General features: G+C 53.9%; 17 protein-coding genes. 14 read left to right on the plus strand and 3 right to left on the minus strand.

What is annotated here, in order from left to right; translation table 11 throughout:
* Positions 1–132: 132 nt before the first annotated feature.
* Positions 133–522 (plus strand): hypothetical protein, encoded by a 390-nt coding sequence (locus tag EUZ85_RS16875; protein ID WP_127970390.1) that lies wholly within the window; start codon positions 133–135, stop codon positions 520–522.
* A 184-nt stretch (positions 523–706) separates the two neighbouring features.
* Positions 707–1471, plus strand: coding sequence for a hypothetical protein (locus tag EUZ85_RS16880; protein WP_127970391.1), 765 nt, complete (start codon positions 707–709; stop codon positions 1469–1471).
* Here the strand turns inward: EUZ85_RS16880 and EUZ85_RS16885 are convergent.
* Positions 1428–2219, minus strand: a complete 792-nt coding sequence (locus EUZ85_RS16885; protein ID WP_127970392.1) for an ABC transporter substrate-binding protein — start codon at positions 2217–2219, stop codon at positions 1428–1430. The two genes, EUZ85_RS16880 and EUZ85_RS16885, sit on opposite strands and share 44 nt — an antisense overlap.
* 248 nt (positions 2220–2467) lie before the next feature.
* On the opposite strand from EUZ85_RS16885, the gene EUZ85_RS16890 reads away from it, so the two are divergent.
* The 7 genes from EUZ85_RS16890 to EUZ85_RS16920 all read left to right on the plus strand — a co-directional run bounded on the left by EUZ85_RS16890 (position 2468) and on the right by EUZ85_RS16920 (position 8892).
* Positions 2468–4717, plus strand: a complete 2250-nt coding sequence (locus tag EUZ85_RS16890) for a TonB-dependent receptor (protein ID WP_127970393.1) — start codon at positions 2468–2470, stop codon at positions 4715–4717.
* Positions 4705–6042, plus strand: a complete 1338-nt coding sequence (locus tag EUZ85_RS16895) for a sialidase family protein (RefSeq protein WP_127970394.1) — start codon at positions 4705–4707, stop codon at positions 6040–6042. Before EUZ85_RS16890 ends, EUZ85_RS16895 begins: the two co-directional genes overlap by 13 nt.
* Complete coding sequence (locus EUZ85_RS16900; protein ID WP_127970395.1) at positions 6042–6506, plus strand: hypothetical protein; 465 nt, start codon at positions 6042–6044, stop codon at positions 6504–6506. Before EUZ85_RS16895 ends, EUZ85_RS16900 begins: the two co-directional genes overlap by 1 nt.
* 198 nt (positions 6507–6704) lie before the next feature.
* Positions 6705–7613: a phage tail tip lysozyme gene (locus EUZ85_RS16905; RefSeq protein WP_127970396.1), complete on the plus strand. Its 909-nt coding sequence runs from the start codon at positions 6705–6707 to the stop codon at positions 7611–7613.
* Between the two features lie 211 nt (positions 7614–7824).
* On the plus strand, positions 7825–8049 hold the full coding sequence (locus EUZ85_RS16910; RefSeq protein WP_127970397.1) for a hypothetical protein: 225 nt from the start codon (positions 7825–7827) through the stop codon (positions 8047–8049).
* Between the two features lie 254 nt (positions 8050–8303).
* Positions 8304–8498, plus strand: a complete 195-nt coding sequence (locus EUZ85_RS16915) for a hypothetical protein (protein WP_127970398.1) — start codon at positions 8304–8306, stop codon at positions 8496–8498.
* Positions 8499–8613: 115 nt separating this feature from the next.
* Positions 8614–8892 (plus strand): putative quinol monooxygenase, encoded by a 279-nt coding sequence (locus EUZ85_RS16920; RefSeq protein WP_127970399.1) that lies wholly within the window; start codon positions 8614–8616, stop codon positions 8890–8892.
* 30 nt (positions 8893–8922) lie between these two features.
* Here the strand turns inward: EUZ85_RS16920 and EUZ85_RS16925 are convergent, their stop codons facing one another.
* Entirely contained in the window at positions 8923–9825 is a 903-nt protein-coding gene (locus tag EUZ85_RS16925) for a LysR family transcriptional regulator (protein WP_241567063.1), read from the minus strand.
* Positions 9826–9924: 99 nt separating this feature from the next.
* On the opposite strand from EUZ85_RS16925, the gene EUZ85_RS16930 reads away from it, so the two are divergent.
* Complete coding sequence (locus tag EUZ85_RS16930) at positions 9925–10323, plus strand: nuclear transport factor 2 family protein (RefSeq protein WP_127970400.1); 399 nt, start codon at positions 9925–9927, stop codon at positions 10321–10323.
* Between the two features lie 233 nt (positions 10324–10556).
* On the opposite strand, the gene EUZ85_RS16935 is transcribed toward EUZ85_RS16930, so the two are convergent.
* Positions 10557–11348 carry a hypothetical protein gene (locus EUZ85_RS16935; protein WP_127970401.1) on the minus strand — a complete coding sequence of 264 codons (792 nt, stop codon included), beginning with the start codon at positions 11346–11348 and terminating at the stop codon, positions 10557–10559.
* Between the two features lie 187 nt (positions 11349–11535).
* On the opposite strand from EUZ85_RS16935, the gene EUZ85_RS16940 reads away from it, so the two are divergent.
* The 4 genes from EUZ85_RS16940 (at position 11536) to EUZ85_RS16955 (ending at position 14067) form a co-directional block, all read left to right on the plus strand.
* Positions 11536–11856 (plus strand): DUF6559 family protein, encoded by a 321-nt coding sequence (locus EUZ85_RS16940; RefSeq protein WP_127970402.1) that lies wholly within the window; start codon positions 11536–11538, stop codon positions 11854–11856.
* An 82-nt stretch (positions 11857–11938) separates the two neighbouring features.
* Positions 11939–12706 (plus strand): ATP-grasp domain-containing protein, encoded by a 768-nt coding sequence (locus tag EUZ85_RS16945; RefSeq protein ID WP_127970403.1) that lies wholly within the window; start codon positions 11939–11941, stop codon positions 12704–12706.
* A gap of 445 nt (positions 12707–13151) precedes the next feature.
* Positions 13152–13400 (plus strand): hypothetical protein, encoded by a 249-nt coding sequence (locus EUZ85_RS16950; RefSeq protein ID WP_127970404.1) that lies wholly within the window; start codon positions 13152–13154, stop codon positions 13398–13400.
* A 421-nt stretch (positions 13401–13821) separates the two neighbouring features.
* Positions 13822–14067: a hypothetical protein gene (locus tag EUZ85_RS16955; RefSeq protein ID WP_127970405.1), complete on the plus strand. Its 246-nt coding sequence runs from the start codon at positions 13822–13824 to the stop codon at positions 14065–14067.
* Positions 14068–14084: the final 17 nt, after the last annotated feature.

Consider the following 14084-nt stretch of genomic DNA (forward strand, 5'->3'; position numbering starts at 1 on the left):
CGAAGCGCCACCACCACCGGCTAGCATTCAGAAAGAAATCTCTATAAGGTGATTAATCTGTTTCTACTTCACTGATTTATCTCGTTATTCGAAAACGAACCAGAAATCAGGCGAATACGGATTGGAGGAGGAATGATGGCGGTCGTATTGATGACGCTGATTGGCTTAACAGTGGCCGCATGGTTGTGGCTGGCGTTAATGGCCATTGTGGCGGTGAAAAACGATGACACATTGGAACGGGGCCAAAAGGCGCTACAGTTTTTTATCATACTCGTGGCGCCACTTTTCGGCTCCTTAATGGCGCTCTATCTGGTAAACCAGTACTCGCCTGAAGCCATACCGCACCGGCTGATTCCATGGCCGTTCAGAAGCTTCTTAAGCAGTACGGCTCAAGCCTACAACGGCGGCGTAGACAACTCAGCAGGCACTGCATATGACTTCGCCATTAGCGCGCGTCATGATAGCGGCATGTTCGATATGGGGTCTGATGGCGGCGGTGGCGATGGAGGAGGCGGAGACTAACCTTTCTCTGATAACCACCTGGTGTCCCTTCTCATCACCCCAAAATACGCCAATACGCACTCAGTTTCTTCCTGTAGCAAAAGCCAACCAAACATAACAACTTTCCGGGCTTGCAGCCCTTGCCAATTCCTCTTTCTAGCCTAGTTTTTAAACACGATGGTAATACTGGCTGAGGGAGGTTTTTATGCGTTTGTATAGTTATAAAATGACCCACGATTCAGGCTTCGCGCCCAATCCTTTTGGTAAGTGGTTGACGTTGGCGACTTGCAAACCCTATATACGAAAGAATGGTAACGTTAATGTAGAGGAAGAGGGCGGAACGTGGATTGCAGGCTTCTCGTCCGCTACCTTGAACGGCGACGCAGTAGGTCACGAGCGACTTGTCTATTTGATGAAAGTGGAGAAGAAGTTATCAATCAGCGCCTATTTTAACGACTCTAGCTTCAAGAATAAGATTCCAGATATGACGGCTAAGAGCGCGATACAGCGAGCCGGAGATAACATTTACGAATTACTGCCGTCAGGCGACCCAAAAGATTACACACACTATCGGCAGGTCAAGAATCCTAGCCACTGGGATATAAAGCAAGATAAGCCTCATATGGGGTGTCAGGAGGAAGATATCTCTGGTAAGAATGTGTTGATTGCGAAAACGTTTTATTACTTCGGTCGCGAGCCGCTGGTGATCCCAGACGAATATCGTCCCTCAGTTCCCAAAGGCTCATCAGTCTATGGAAACCTAACGGAAGGGGACAGAGTTAAAAAATTTATCGCCTTTGTTCATGAAAGTGCATCCAAAGCAGGTCTAATTCATCTTCCTCACACATTCGACGCCGACGAAAAAACATGTGGTAGCTGCGCCCCAAAACCTGCGAAAAAAGCGCCCAAAACGACCTGTGCTCCCCCTAATCAAAATCCCGCTCGCCAGGCAGCCACGCAATCACGTTAAAACGCTCGGCGATCTCCCGGTATGCCGGTTGTTGGCGGAATTGTTTATAGGCGATGGCGAATTCATAGGCGAGTTTGCCGCCGCTTTGGCGGCTGAAGGCGATGTACATGGGTTCGGAGGGGAATAGGGCGCCTTGCAGCGGTTGTACGATTTCCTCCATATTTTCGACGGCGGTTTTACTGCGCAGCAAGGCGTTAGAGCCGCCCAGGATGGCGTCGTAACGGTCGTTGACCAGCATGAGGAAGAGCTGCGCCATGGTGACGGTGCGTTGTTGCAACGGGTAATTGTTGCGGATTAACGCCATCGCTTCGTCATTGATGTGATAACCCGTGGGGACGGCGACGCGCCAGCGGGTGACGAAATGCTCCAGCGGCGGATCGTAGAGAATTTCATTGGCGCGGGACTTTTTTATGTAGATAGTGCTCTGTGAAATGTGCAGAAGATTATCGGGCAGATAAAGCGCGAACTTCTCGCGCTCAATGGACTTCGCCATATAGGTCACAGCGTTCACTTCGCCGTTTTCCAGCATCTTGACGACACGGGTCCAGGGGAGGCGCACAAACTCGACCTTCCATCCCAGACTGGCCGTCACCTGCTTGACGACCTCCGTATGAAAACCGGTCAGCTCACCGGAATCCGCCACATATTCAAAGGGTTTATTGTTGGCGTCCTCCATGCCGATGATTAAGGTCTGCGCAAGCACTCCCTGCGAAAACAACGCGAACCAGAGCCACAGAGCATAACGCATGCATTCTCCTCCCAACCATTAGAGTCAGTATAGTTACGATCCCGTAGATGCTCGATTAATCCGCGCCATTTTGCCGAATAGCCTGGCTGCGGTTGCAATAAAGAGAGAAGGGGAAGCGGGCGTTCTGCTTCTTCCTTGCTCACCCAACCGGACTAGCTCAAAAATCCCTGCGACATTTTGCCGCATCCATCTCCCGTAAAGGCTTCATTACTATGCCCTTTTTCTAACATTGATAGTAAGGGGACGTTATGCGCCTGAACCGCGCGATCGGGGCTGTAGCAAGCCTTGCGCTGCCATTGGGGGCCGCGGCGGAAGAGGCCACTGTGTTACAAGCGGTGGAAGTGGTGGGAGAACGGCCCGCGTTGGTGAGCGAGCCGACGGCTTTACAAACGGAAGTCATGGCGGAGAAACTGGAGAACATCAACAGTCCAGAGGTATCCGATGCGCTTAAATACGAGCCCAACCTGATCGTGCGCAAACGCTATATCGGCGACCGTAACGCCACCTTATCCTTCCGCGAAACGCACACCACCCAGACCGCCCGCGCGGTGGTGATGGGGGATGGCATCATGCTGAGCAACTTCCTGGGCTCCAGCTTCAACTTCGCGCCGCGATGGAGCCTGATGCAGCCGGAGGAGATCGAATGGATCGAAGTGCTGTATGGACCTTACTCCGCGGAATACAGCGGCAACGCCATGGGCGGCGCGGTGATCATGCACGGCCGCATGCCGGAGCAGCGGGAGGCGCAGGTAAGCGCGGGCGTGTTCCTGCAGGATTTCAGCGCTTACGGCACAGATGAAACCTACTTTGGCTACAAGACCCATGCTTCATTCGGCGATCGCCAGGGGCCCTGGAGTTACTTCCTGGCGACGGACTGGCTGCAGAACGAAGGGCATCCACAAAGCTTCGGCATCGTCTCCGGCAGTGGCGGCGCTCCGGTGGGCAACCCTGTCGAAGGCGCTCATGACTATCCGGCGGGAGGTTACCTGTATAACTCCGCCGGGCGCAGCGACATCGGCGAAAGCGTCAGCAAAATCAAGCTGGGCTACGACATTAACGAGCGCCTGCAAGCCAGAGTGACCCTGGCGTATCTGGATCGCAACGAAGACACCCTCAATCCGGAAACCTATCTGCGCGACGCCGCCGGCCAGCCCGTATATAACGGCGAAGTGGATATCGACGGCGCCAGCTACAAAGTCAGCAGTCAGCGCCTGGGCGAATCCAAGGCAAAAGACCTGATCTATGGCGCTGAACTGGAAGGCGCGCTGGGGCAGGGGTGGGAAATCAAATCCGCTTTGTCCTTTTATGATGTGCTGGAGCAAAAGCAACGTCGCTCAGGTACGAACTACGAAGAGGCGCAAAGCAACGGCGCGGGAACCCTGACGGAAGACCAGGGCACGGGCTGGGAGACCGCCGACGTCAAATTCGGCCATCGTCACGACGGCGGCTGGTTGGGCGACCGCGTTTTGTTTGGCTATCACTTTGATCGCTATCGGCTGGATCAGGCCAACTACAACACCACTCACTGGCGCAGCGACGACATCGCCAGCTTGAGCGGCGACACGGAAGGAACCACCCGCACCCATGCGCTGTTCGTGGAAAATGAATGGACCCTGGCCCCGGCCTGGGGAATGACGCTGGGCGCCCGTCAGGAGTGGTGGCGCGCCTATGACGGCAAGCTGGCGCGGGATTTCGGCGCCGATCGCGTGAGCGCAGCCTATCCGGAAAGAAGCGAATCCGATTTGTCCCCCAAAGCCAGTTTCAGCTATCGCCCCGATGCGGACTGGAGCGCCACCTTGTCTCTGGCGCTGGCTTATCGCTATCCCACCGTGGGCGAGCTGTATCAGGGCTCCATCGACAATACCGGCGCCTTCAACGCCAGCTTTGATCCTGATTTGAAGAAAGAAAAAAGCTTCGCCAAAAACCTGACGGTCAAACGCAGCTTCGACAGCGCCTCGGTGACCGTCAGCCTGTGGGAAAACGACGTGGATGACGCCATCTACCGGCAGACCAATGTGCTCACCGGCGTCACCAATTATCAGAATGTCGATCGTGTGCGCTCTCGCGGCGTGGAGCTGGTGACCGGCTTTCAGAACGTGCTGACGCCCGGGCTGGATCTGGACTTCAACCTGTCCTTCACCGATGCGGAAATCCTCAAGAACAGCGGTGCCCCGGAATCTGAGGGCAAACAGTTTCCCCGCGTTCCCAAATGGCGCGCCAACGCGCTGGTGGGCTATCAGGCGACGGAGCAGTTGCGTCTGGGCGGCGGCGTTCGTTACGCCAGCGATCCCTACGACAGCCTGGACAACAGCGATGGCGACCGTAGCGGCTTCGGCTATACCGACAGCTTCCTGGTGTTCGACGCTCGTGCGGTATATGCACTGGATGAGCATTTCTCAGTCGCCGGCGGAGTGGATAACCTCACCGACGAACGTTATTACGTCTATCACCCGTATCCGGGTCGAACCTACTATGCGGAGGTCAAATGGAAATATTGAATCTGCGCCTGATGCGCGTCGCCGTGATGGCGGCCGCGGCGGGCCTGGCAAGCGGCGGCGTCTACGCCCACGGCGACAAGCATGGCGCGCACAATGATAAAAACGGCGGCCATCATGGCGCGGCGGCGCCCGCAGGTCCTTGCGCCGATCCTACAGCGCTGCCGTCATTGAACTGCGCCAAGTCGCCCACGCCTGCATTCGGCCGCGATGGGCGACTATGGATCACCTGGTATTCCCGCGGACATATCTACATCCAGCATTCCGACGATAACGGCGCCACGTTCAGCGCGCCCCAGGCGGTGAATTCGATCCCAGAGCCGGTGGACGACCAGGGCGAAGACCGGCCGCAAGTGGCGCTGGGGCCGCGTAATGAAATCTATCTGTTGTGGACCCGCAAGCTGGATAAACCCTACACCGGACATATCCGTTTCAGCCGCTCTCTGGACGGCGGACGCAGCTTCAGCGCGCCGATCAACGTCAATGACGATAAAGACGTGATCGCCCATCGCTTCCCAACCTTCCGCGTGAATGACCGCGGCGAGATCTTTGTGGTGTGGGTGGATAAACGGGATCTGGAAGCGGCCAAGGCGGCCAACAAGGAATACGCCGGCGCTGCGCTCTATTACGGCGTCTCCACGGACAACGGCGCGACCTTTCAGACCAGCCGCAAATTGTCGGACAACTCCTGCGAATGCTGCCGCATCGCCATGGAGCTGGACGAGCAGGGGTTGCCGGTGATCCTGTATCGACAGGTGTTTGACGGCGGCGTGCGCGATCACGCGGTCATTACTTTCAGCGATCTGACCACGAACTCCGCGCCGCAACGGGTGAGCGACGATCAGTGGAAACTGGATGGCTGTCCTCATCACGGCCCGGCGTTGGCGGCGAGCGGCGACAGACAACATCTGGCCTGGTTCACCGCGGGAGAAAACCGTCAGGGACTGTTCTACGCCCATTCCAGCAAAGACGGCTTCAGCAAGCCCATGGCCTTTGGCGGTCCTGGGGCGGAGCGGCCTATGATCGAGGCGCTGGGCGACCGCGTCGTACTCACCTGGAAAGCCTTTGCTGACGACCGCACCCGCACCTTCATGCAGGTGTCCGATAACGGCGGCGACTCCTGGAGCGCCGCTAAGGAAGTGATCAATACCGAAGGCGCGTCGGATCATCCATTGCTGGTCAACGATGGCGACAAGATTTATCTGTCCTGGCAGACGGCGGAGGAGGGCTATCGTCTGACGCCATTACCGGAATCCACTGCGGAAGTGGCGGCCAACGCTTCCACCAAGGACACCGAGAATCACCATGAACACAAGGAGTCATTGTGATGGGACGTATGTTGCTGACGCTGGCGGCGCTGCTGGTCGCCTCAGCCGCCAGCGCCGAGGTCAAGCCGTTCACTGCGGACAGCGTCAACGCAGTTCAGCAACAGTGGGACGGCGAACCCTATCTGATGGTGCTGTGGTCCATTGACTGCCCGCCTTGTCACAAAGAACTGGAAACCTTGGGCGCTCTGTTGAAGGACAACCCGGACCTGGCGGTGACCCTGGTGTCCACCGATCAGGACATGCCCGAAGCGCAGGTCATGGAGACCCTGGCCCGTTATAAGATCGAAGCCGCCGATAACTGGCGCTTCGCTGATCCAGTGCCGGCGCGTCTGCGACAGGCGATTGATCCCTCCTGGTACGGAGAATTGCCGCGCAGCTATTTCGTTTCCGCCAACGGCGAGCGCAAGGGCCATAGCGGCCTGCTGTCCGAGGACGCCATTCGCGGCTGGCTGCAGAACGATTAAGTCCCTCTGCGGCGGGGCCATCCCGTCGCCGCACATCGCCGCAACTTCTCCCTCCATCCGGTTACTGAGTCTGGGTGGAGGGCGCTCCAAGATTCCGATCGCCTGAACGCCTCAAACTGATTGATCCCTGTCGGTCGGAATTGTCGCCCATCCCGCTTTTTGCAACCGCTAATCAAAATCAGTCAAAGAGGAAAGGCGATGGATATAAAAGAATTTAATTCCTACCTGGACGACGTGAGCCAGCGAAGTCCCGATTCACAGGTGTCCGCGCTGGCGGAAATCTACCGCGATGAGTTTAGCCGTCAGTACGATCAGCTGAAAAGCAACGGCGGCAATCTGGGAGCAATGCAGGATCTGCTGGATATGATCATGCAGCAACTGCGGATGATCCTGAAAATGGATGGCTCCCAGGATACGACCCCGTCCAAGCATGATAAAACCGGCGGCATTGACGGCGTATGCGGCGTCAGCGATCCGCCAACGCTGAACCTGGGCGTGCATAAGTCCAATAAAATCGCTGACGTTGATCTGAAAGATACGCCGGTCAGCTTCGACTCCACCCTGAGCAAAGCCCTGCCGAAAGGGCGTCTGTCCGAGTCGGAAGGCAAGGATGTGGCGATGCAGGTCATGGATAACCTGATCAAGGATTTCGGCCTCACTCCAGAACAGGCGGCGGGGGTAGTCGGCAACCTGTATATGGAAAGCGACGGCATGAATCCGCACATCAACCAATATTCCCAGTTCGGCCAGGGCGCCTCCGATCCTCGCGCATTTGGTTCGCCCACGAATGACCGGGTGCAGGACAGCACGGGTTATGGCTGGGCGCAGTGGGGCGAGTCCCGCAAGGACGGACTCATCTCCTTCGCGGAGAATAACGGCATGGACCCCGGCAGCGCCGCCGCCAACTACGGCTTCCTGAAGCACGAGCTGTCTTCCACCCCGGAAAGCGCGGTGATCGACAAATTGAAGAAGACGGACTCCGTTTCCGACGCCATGGTCGTGTTCAGACAGGATTTTGAACGGGCGGCGGTAGGATCGTCGGCGGATCAGGAGCGCCTCAACAAAGCTAACGAAATATACGAGGCGTACAAGAGCAGAACCGCTTAAAACTTAACGAAGACGGACGGGCGGCTGCTCGCCGTCTTTTTTACTTTAGTCTCGCATTTACAATATGTTACATTTCTGTCGCTTCCCGTTGGCCATCCTGGGGCGCGACAGTTCTCCGTTGTCGCCTTCCCTGATCAATGGTCATTTCACGCCGTCGGAACCGGGATTCCGATCATGTCCGTAATCATTGATGAGCAGAGAAGGGGCGACGATGCCGTTCGTAGAAGGAATAAAACAAAGCCTGATTTATCCATTTGAGGACCGGGACTGGGTCAGCAAACTCTGGCCACTGCCATTGATCGCCGCCATTCCCGTGCTGGTTCCGATCTTCACCGTATGCGCCTATTACATCACCACCGCCCATGAGCTGGGCTTGCTGGCGAGAAAATTGATTAACGCAAAGACGACAAGCGAGATCGCGTCCACGGCGGCATGAAGGCCCTCGTCACAGTAATTCGGCAAGGAACAATCCCACTCGGCGCCAGCGTATTAGTGCCTTTGCGACGCCGGCGACCACTGCTAGGGTCAACCTACGCCTGCTGATAAAGCGTGGCTGTCAGCCTGTTGGAGACGTCTTACGCAGGCGCGGGTCGCCAGCCCGGCGATAATGGGGCAGGGGTTGCGCCCCGGAGGTTAATCGACCGGCTCGCGGCGTTCATCCTCCCAACACACTCAGAAGGAGTCTGCGTCATGTTGAAGAAACTCATCGCCCTTGTATCCTTAATCGCTGTATTCAGTGTCGCCGCGCCAGTCAGCGCGCAGTCCATCGCTGCGACGGAAGCGAACAGCGCTGCAACCGTCGCGGATGTCATTGGCGTCAGCGAACATCATTACTACATCATCTGCATCGCTTATACCTGCTATAAGATCCCCATTCCTCATTGAAAGGGGGGAACTGGGCGTGTACAGCCTAAGCTAATGCACGTGACGGTTAAGGATGGGAAACCATCCTTAACTTTTGTATGGTGAGGACGCCCGATTCAACCGGCGCGGAGAGCAAATGTCCAAAGTGATTCTCAAGGGATATATTATTGTCCCCCATGAAGATTTAAGCGTTGTAGAACAGGCGCTGTCCACCCATATACAACTGACGCTTGCAGAAGCGGGTTGTCTGGTCTTTCAAGTCACGCAGCATGACCGCGACCCCAATCGATTCGATGTCTATGAAGAATTCGTGGATAGGGCCGCCTTTAACGCACACCAGGCCAGAGTGAAAAACTCCCATTGGGGCGGAGTGACCCTCAACGTTGCAAGGCATTACGAAATCTGCGAGGAATGAATCACTGCACAATTTTTTCGAGGCGATAGTCTATTTCGAGGCGATAGCGATCAGCATCTGGCGAAGCCATAAACTTCCAGGGTCGGCGTCGTCTCGGGGATGCCAGGCCATGACAACTTCGAAGCAGGATTGTTTAAACGGCGCTTCGAACATATCCAGGTCTTCTGCAAATCGAGCAAGAAAACGGCGGGGCAGGGTCGCAATATAGTCTGTTTGCGCGAGAATCAGGGGCGCGAGACTATAGTGCTGTACGGAAATAGCGACGCGCCTTTGCGCGCCCAGCCCATGCAATATGTCATCGATCTTACTCTGGAACCCTCCGCCCATGCCGGACACCATGAGGTGACCCCAGCGGCAATACTCCTTCACATCGAAGGCTTCCAGCCCCCTCGGGTGGCCTTTGCGTTGCGCTACACAGAACTGGTCTTCGAGCAGTGTCTGGCGCACTAATGATTCCGGTATGGTCGCAGGCGTAGCCAGCATGAGGTCAACTTGGCCCCCCTCCTGGATGTCTTGCATCAGTGCGGGTCCCATCTGACGTATAGCGACTTTCACCCCAGGCCCAGCCTCCCGGCAGACCTGGGCGATGAGATCAACGCAGAGCATGACCGCAAGGTTGTCATTCGCGACAAGTGTAAAGGTGCGTTGCGCTGTTTGCGGATCGAAAGCCGGCGCTCGCTCGACGAGTTCAGTCAGTGCCCGAATCTCTCGATTCAATGGCTCTTTTAATGCCTGAGCCCTGGCGGTCAACACCATGCCCCGGCCACTGCTGGCGGGGATGAGCAACGGGTCATCGAATAACTTTCGCAGTCGGGCGAGTTGGGCTGACAGCGCGGGTTGCGTCATAAACAGCCGCTGAGCCGCTCGCGTGACATTTGCTTCTTCCAGAAGCACAGACAGAGATACCAATAACCCCAAATCCGACGGCCTCATATAACGCTCTCTTATAGGTGTTAGTCAAACAATCTATTTCAAGCATACCTTAATACCTCCTAAACTGGCTCCACATCAACCTAATCAGGAAAGTTTGAGATGACTACTTTGGAGCAAAAAATCGCTATCGGTCAGCAGTTTCATGAAGCATTGACCACACAGAACTGGTTGCTGCTGGAGACTTTGCTAACGGATGACGCCACCTGGACATTGCCAGGCTCGAATGAGGCTTCTGGTTCGGGAATGATTGATGGTCGCGACGCCATACTTGATCAATGTCGATTGATCGTCAGTTATGACGTTAATTTCGATCTCAAACACGTCCTTGTCAGTCGCGATAATCTAGCCCTGCAGTTACACAACACCGCTGTGAACGGGACCCGCCGGCTAGATGAACATCTCGCAACGGTTTGTGTGCTACGAGGTGACAAAATTGCCGCCATTGAGACATTTCTGTCGGATGTGCCGGGTATGAACGCCTTTTTCTCTAAGGACTGATATTGATGCGGAAACGTTAGGAACGAGGGGCAATGTCTATCAATAGCGGAGACGAGTATGAAAGCGGAAGAGTAAGTAAAGTATGACGATATCGGGCTGGCGGGGTTGATTACTAATCCGGCAGTCAGACAGCTTCCTGCTCTTTTCCGCAACGACAGGGCCATTACACTCAGGCCCTGTCTCTCGCGGCTTGTCGCTGCACATGTATGCGCCTGCGCGGCGACATTGCTGAATTATAAGTAATCAGAAAACCAGAACTTAACGCTTTTTTCATTAACGCCATATTGGGGCGTCCAAAGGCCGGTGGGAAATGGCCAGTCTGACCTTATTTGTCTGGATTCATCGCGCTTACTGTTTTCAATATATTCTTCATGGAAGCAAGGGTAATCGGGGACCTTCAAAATGCCACAGTATCCGAGAGTAGAGATAAGGCTCCGCCTTTCATCTTTATTGCTTCGCGGGAGTTTGAGCGATTTTTCTACACTTGAGAGGCTTCCCTCCCTTAAATACGATATTTCATCTATAAGCTTTTTAAGCAAATCAATATCTTTAGAGGTAGGCTCTGGAATGTTTTCATTAGTGAATAGTTGTAAGTCCAGCCATATGTAAACAGGCTCTAAATGCCTCACTCCGCCAAATTTGACTCTTTCAAAATTCAGCACATTCAGGTCAAATGGCTCACTGGAGTCAAATTCCGAGCATATCAGGCAATACCCATCCTTATCAGCGCTTATTGTGTGCTGGGGTAGCTTTATGCCCGAAGCATAGCTGGCTAATGCGGAACGCAAATCAAGTCTTCTTGAAGTGAGGCTGGAAATGAAGGCTTTTACTACAAGATCCTTGTTGACGCTGTCGATAGCCTTAACCGCGTTTTTAACAATTTCATCATGGGACATCGAAACGGGGTCAAACATTACACCTTTAGACTTGGCATATTCAAAATCTTCAGGGGAAGGCTCGCTTTTATTCCAACCGGATGAACTCCAGTATGTGTCTATAAGTATATTGGTGGATGACTTGTCCATTTTTATTCTGCTATGAAATATATTTTAATTGTCTAAGGTGCTATTAACTTATTATAAATTATAGTGGGCATTCTAAAGTGAAAAAATCTGTTCTATTATATTTTTCAAAAAACACTTTTTCTTTTGTCCTGAGGCATATAACCTTGACGGAGATTGAAGTCTGTGACAAGAGCTAACAAGGTAATCGATGAACATCGTAGATAAAGTAAAAAGAAAAGACGCCATCCGTAAATATATTGGCGTATTGGGCCCCGAGCTGAGAAAGCGGCACGACAAGAAGAAATTCTACAGCGGCGACGAAGTAAAACAGGCCCTGGCCGCCCTGGAGTTGTCCGACAAATTTATCTCCTTCGCATTGGCGCTCTATTGCAGCAAAGACGAATACGAAAAAGCCATGCCGCAACCCGGCGGCAAAGTCATGAACTACGCCGAAGCCAAGACCATCGCGCTGAATATCGCGCTGGCGGGGAGCGCGTTGGGCAGTGGTAGTGACGAGCAAGAAGCCTAGGCGAAACCATTGAAGTAGATAGGTGCAACAGCGCGGGCTTATTTATAGCGTAAGCATCGGCTTGCCCCTCACAAGGCTGAATATGACTCAAACAATCACAAAATTTAAGGACGCCTTTGTTCAAGAGCAGGGCAATGGGCGTTTGAACGACGAGGCGAAGCTGGTCGTCGAGTACCTGGAGTCTAACGACGTCGAGATCACGTTTTTTACGGATAAGTTTATCCGCCGCCGCAGCTTGGATCTGACGCCGCAATCCTTGGTCATGGCGGATATTCCTTGTATGCATGGCGCCATGAAACAGTTGGGAATCAATATCCCGGTTGCAAACTCCTATCCTGCATCGTTGAAACAATATCTGCGCCGCAGTGTATGGGAATCGGAGCTGTCACAGCTGCTCGCCGAAATAATGAACGGTCTGTCAGCGCCAGTTTTCGCAAAGCCTGGCGATACGCAAAAGAAGTTTACTGGCAGAGTATTTGAATCAATGGCTGATTTGTATTTCGTTTCAGAATGCTCAAAGAAGACGCGAATCTTATGCAGTGATGTCGTGCGCTGGGTGTCTGAATATCGAGTCTATGTTGTAGACTCTGAAATAGTCGATATCTCGCATTATGCCGGGAAAGCTGACGTCGCTCTCGACGAAGCGGTTGTGAGCGCCGCCATCCAGGCGTTGGGCCGAGCCGGTGAATCCTACGCGGGCTATGGCATTGATTTCGGCGTATTGGATACTGGCGAAACGGCATTGATAGAGATGAACGATGGATACGGTTTGGGCGCTTACAATATCTCCGCCCAGGATTATGGGCGGTTAGTGACAGCACGTTGGGCTGAAATTGTCGCAACCCTCTAAAGTTGAAACCTGCGGCGATAACGTCAGGAGAGAAAGTGTTGGCAGAGTAGTTACCTCAGCATCAACTCTCTTGCTCCGCGCGACTTCATAAGATATATCTGTTGTCTGAGGCGATGTTGAATGGAGATTAAGAATGATTTCATGGGCGGCCATTGTAATAGGACTGTTAACGTCTTTCTGCTTCACGGACTTGAGGTCATCATCAGTGATCGAAAGCGAAGTGTGCCCGGCGCTATTCCTACTTTTTGTATTCTATCTCATAGTTAGAATCACTTTTAGTCTTGACCGGCGTGAGGGGGCTGGCGGTGGAATGGTTGCGGGAGTCTATGTGTTAGGGGATTCGAGCCATGCCGGCGGTGGAGCGGACTCCTGCGGTAGTAGTGATGGCGGATGCAGTGGGTCATAGTGGTTGCGCCGTGTTATTAGCGATATTGAGGCGATAGATATGATTTCATGGATCGTTAACATAGGCGGATTATGTCTGTTTTACTATTTCACCGATTTGACGCCTCAGTCGGTGTTCGCAAGCGTTATTTGTCCCATCCTGGTCACGTTGTTTTTGATCTCCACAGCGGTAAAAATCGCCTTATCCACCTCGGGTTATTCCGGCGGCCGCTACTCCAGTGATGGCGGAGGCGGCTTCTATGGCGGAGATGGGGGATGCGGCGGCGATGGAGGGGGCGGGGACTGCTAGGCTCTCTAGAAACCCCTTCTGGCTTATCTTTGTTTCGGCGAGTAACCGTAATACTTGCGAATCGAAAAGGAAGGTAAGTATCCAGAAGGATTGTATATGTATTACCTCAGTCGCGAATGGGGAAAGAGCCCGGAACAACAGGCGGAGATCTTCGCTAATATCCTCTATCGATTTCCCGACTACGCCCCGGCCTTGCAAAAACTTGCGGGCCTGACCCTGAGTCACCCACGGACATTGAACTCCTCGCCAAACGCACCTTGGGCATGTTGGTGAAACAGCAAGGGCAGTGACGTGATGGGCGCCGCATGAAAAGATGCGCCGTCGCGACCTTGAAGTTTTGCTGTTTACCGCTTGGTTACCTGGCGGCCGATATCCTCTAAAGTTAGACTCACGGCCAACCTGATAGTTATGTGGAGGCGATATGATTTCATGGGTAGTTAACGTAGTTGGATTATGCCTGTCCTTCTACTTCACGGATCTTACGTCCCCGTCTGTTTTTGCAAGCACCATTTGTCCTATTCTGGTTGCGCTGTTTTTAATCTCTATTGCATTGAAAACCGCTTTATCCACCAATGGCTCTCGTGCTTACTCCCGCGATGGCGGAGATGGAGGCGGTGGCTTCTTTGGCGGCGACGGGGGAGGCGATGGAGGCGGTGGCGGGGACTGAGAGGAAAACCCCGGCTG

The sequence above is a fragment of the Hahella sp. KA22 genome, assembly GCF_004135205.1.
Taxonomy (GTDB): Bacteria; Pseudomonadota; Gammaproteobacteria; order Pseudomonadales; family Oleiphilaceae; genus Hahella.

Excerpts from the sequence above, each read along its gene's own strand:
- EUZ85_RS16875 (WP_127970390.1), top strand. The coding sequence starts at position 133 with ATGATGGCGGTCGTATTGATGACGCTGATTGGCTTAACAGTGGCCGCA.
- EUZ85_RS16880 (WP_127970391.1), top strand. The coding sequence starts at position 707 with ATGCGTTTGTATAGTTATAAAATGACCCACGATTCAGGCTTCGCGCCC.
- EUZ85_RS16885 (WP_127970392.1), bottom strand. The coding sequence starts at position 2,219 with ATGCGTTATGCTCTGTGGCTCTGGTTCGCGTTGTTTTCGCAGGGAGTG.
- EUZ85_RS16890 (WP_127970393.1), top strand. The coding sequence starts at position 2,468 with ATGCGCCTGAACCGCGCGATCGGGGCTGTAGCAAGCCTTGCGCTGCCA.
- EUZ85_RS16895 (WP_127970394.1), top strand. The coding sequence starts at position 4,705 with ATGGAAATATTGAATCTGCGCCTGATGCGCGTCGCCGTGATGGCGGCC.
- EUZ85_RS16900 (WP_127970395.1), top strand. The coding sequence starts at position 6,042 with ATGGGACGTATGTTGCTGACGCTGGCGGCGCTGCTGGTCGCCTCAGCC.
- EUZ85_RS16905 (WP_127970396.1), top strand. The coding sequence starts at position 6,705 with ATGGATATAAAAGAATTTAATTCCTACCTGGACGACGTGAGCCAGCGA.
- EUZ85_RS16910 (WP_127970397.1), top strand. The coding sequence starts at position 7,825 with ATGCCGTTCGTAGAAGGAATAAAACAAAGCCTGATTTATCCATTTGAG.
- EUZ85_RS16915 (WP_127970398.1), top strand. The coding sequence starts at position 8,304 with ATGTTGAAGAAACTCATCGCCCTTGTATCCTTAATCGCTGTATTCAGT.
- EUZ85_RS16920 (WP_127970399.1), top strand. The coding sequence starts at position 8,614 with ATGTCCAAAGTGATTCTCAAGGGATATATTATTGTCCCCCATGAAGAT.
- EUZ85_RS16925 (WP_241567063.1), bottom strand. The coding sequence starts at position 9,825 with ATGAGGCCGTCGGATTTGGGGTTATTGGTATCTCTGTCTGTGCTTCTG.
- EUZ85_RS16930 (WP_127970400.1), top strand. The coding sequence starts at position 9,925 with ATGACTACTTTGGAGCAAAAAATCGCTATCGGTCAGCAGTTTCATGAA.
- EUZ85_RS16935 (WP_127970401.1), bottom strand. The coding sequence starts at position 11,348 with ATGGACAAGTCATCCACCAATATACTTATAGACACATACTGGAGTTCA.
- EUZ85_RS16940 (WP_127970402.1), top strand. The coding sequence starts at position 11,536 with ATGAACATCGTAGATAAAGTAAAAAGAAAAGACGCCATCCGTAAATAT.
- EUZ85_RS16945 (WP_127970403.1), top strand. The coding sequence starts at position 11,939 with ATGACTCAAACAATCACAAAATTTAAGGACGCCTTTGTTCAAGAGCAG.
- EUZ85_RS16950 (WP_127970404.1), top strand. The coding sequence starts at position 13,152 with ATGATTTCATGGATCGTTAACATAGGCGGATTATGTCTGTTTTACTAT.
- EUZ85_RS16955 (WP_127970405.1), top strand. The coding sequence starts at position 13,822 with ATGATTTCATGGGTAGTTAACGTAGTTGGATTATGCCTGTCCTTCTAC.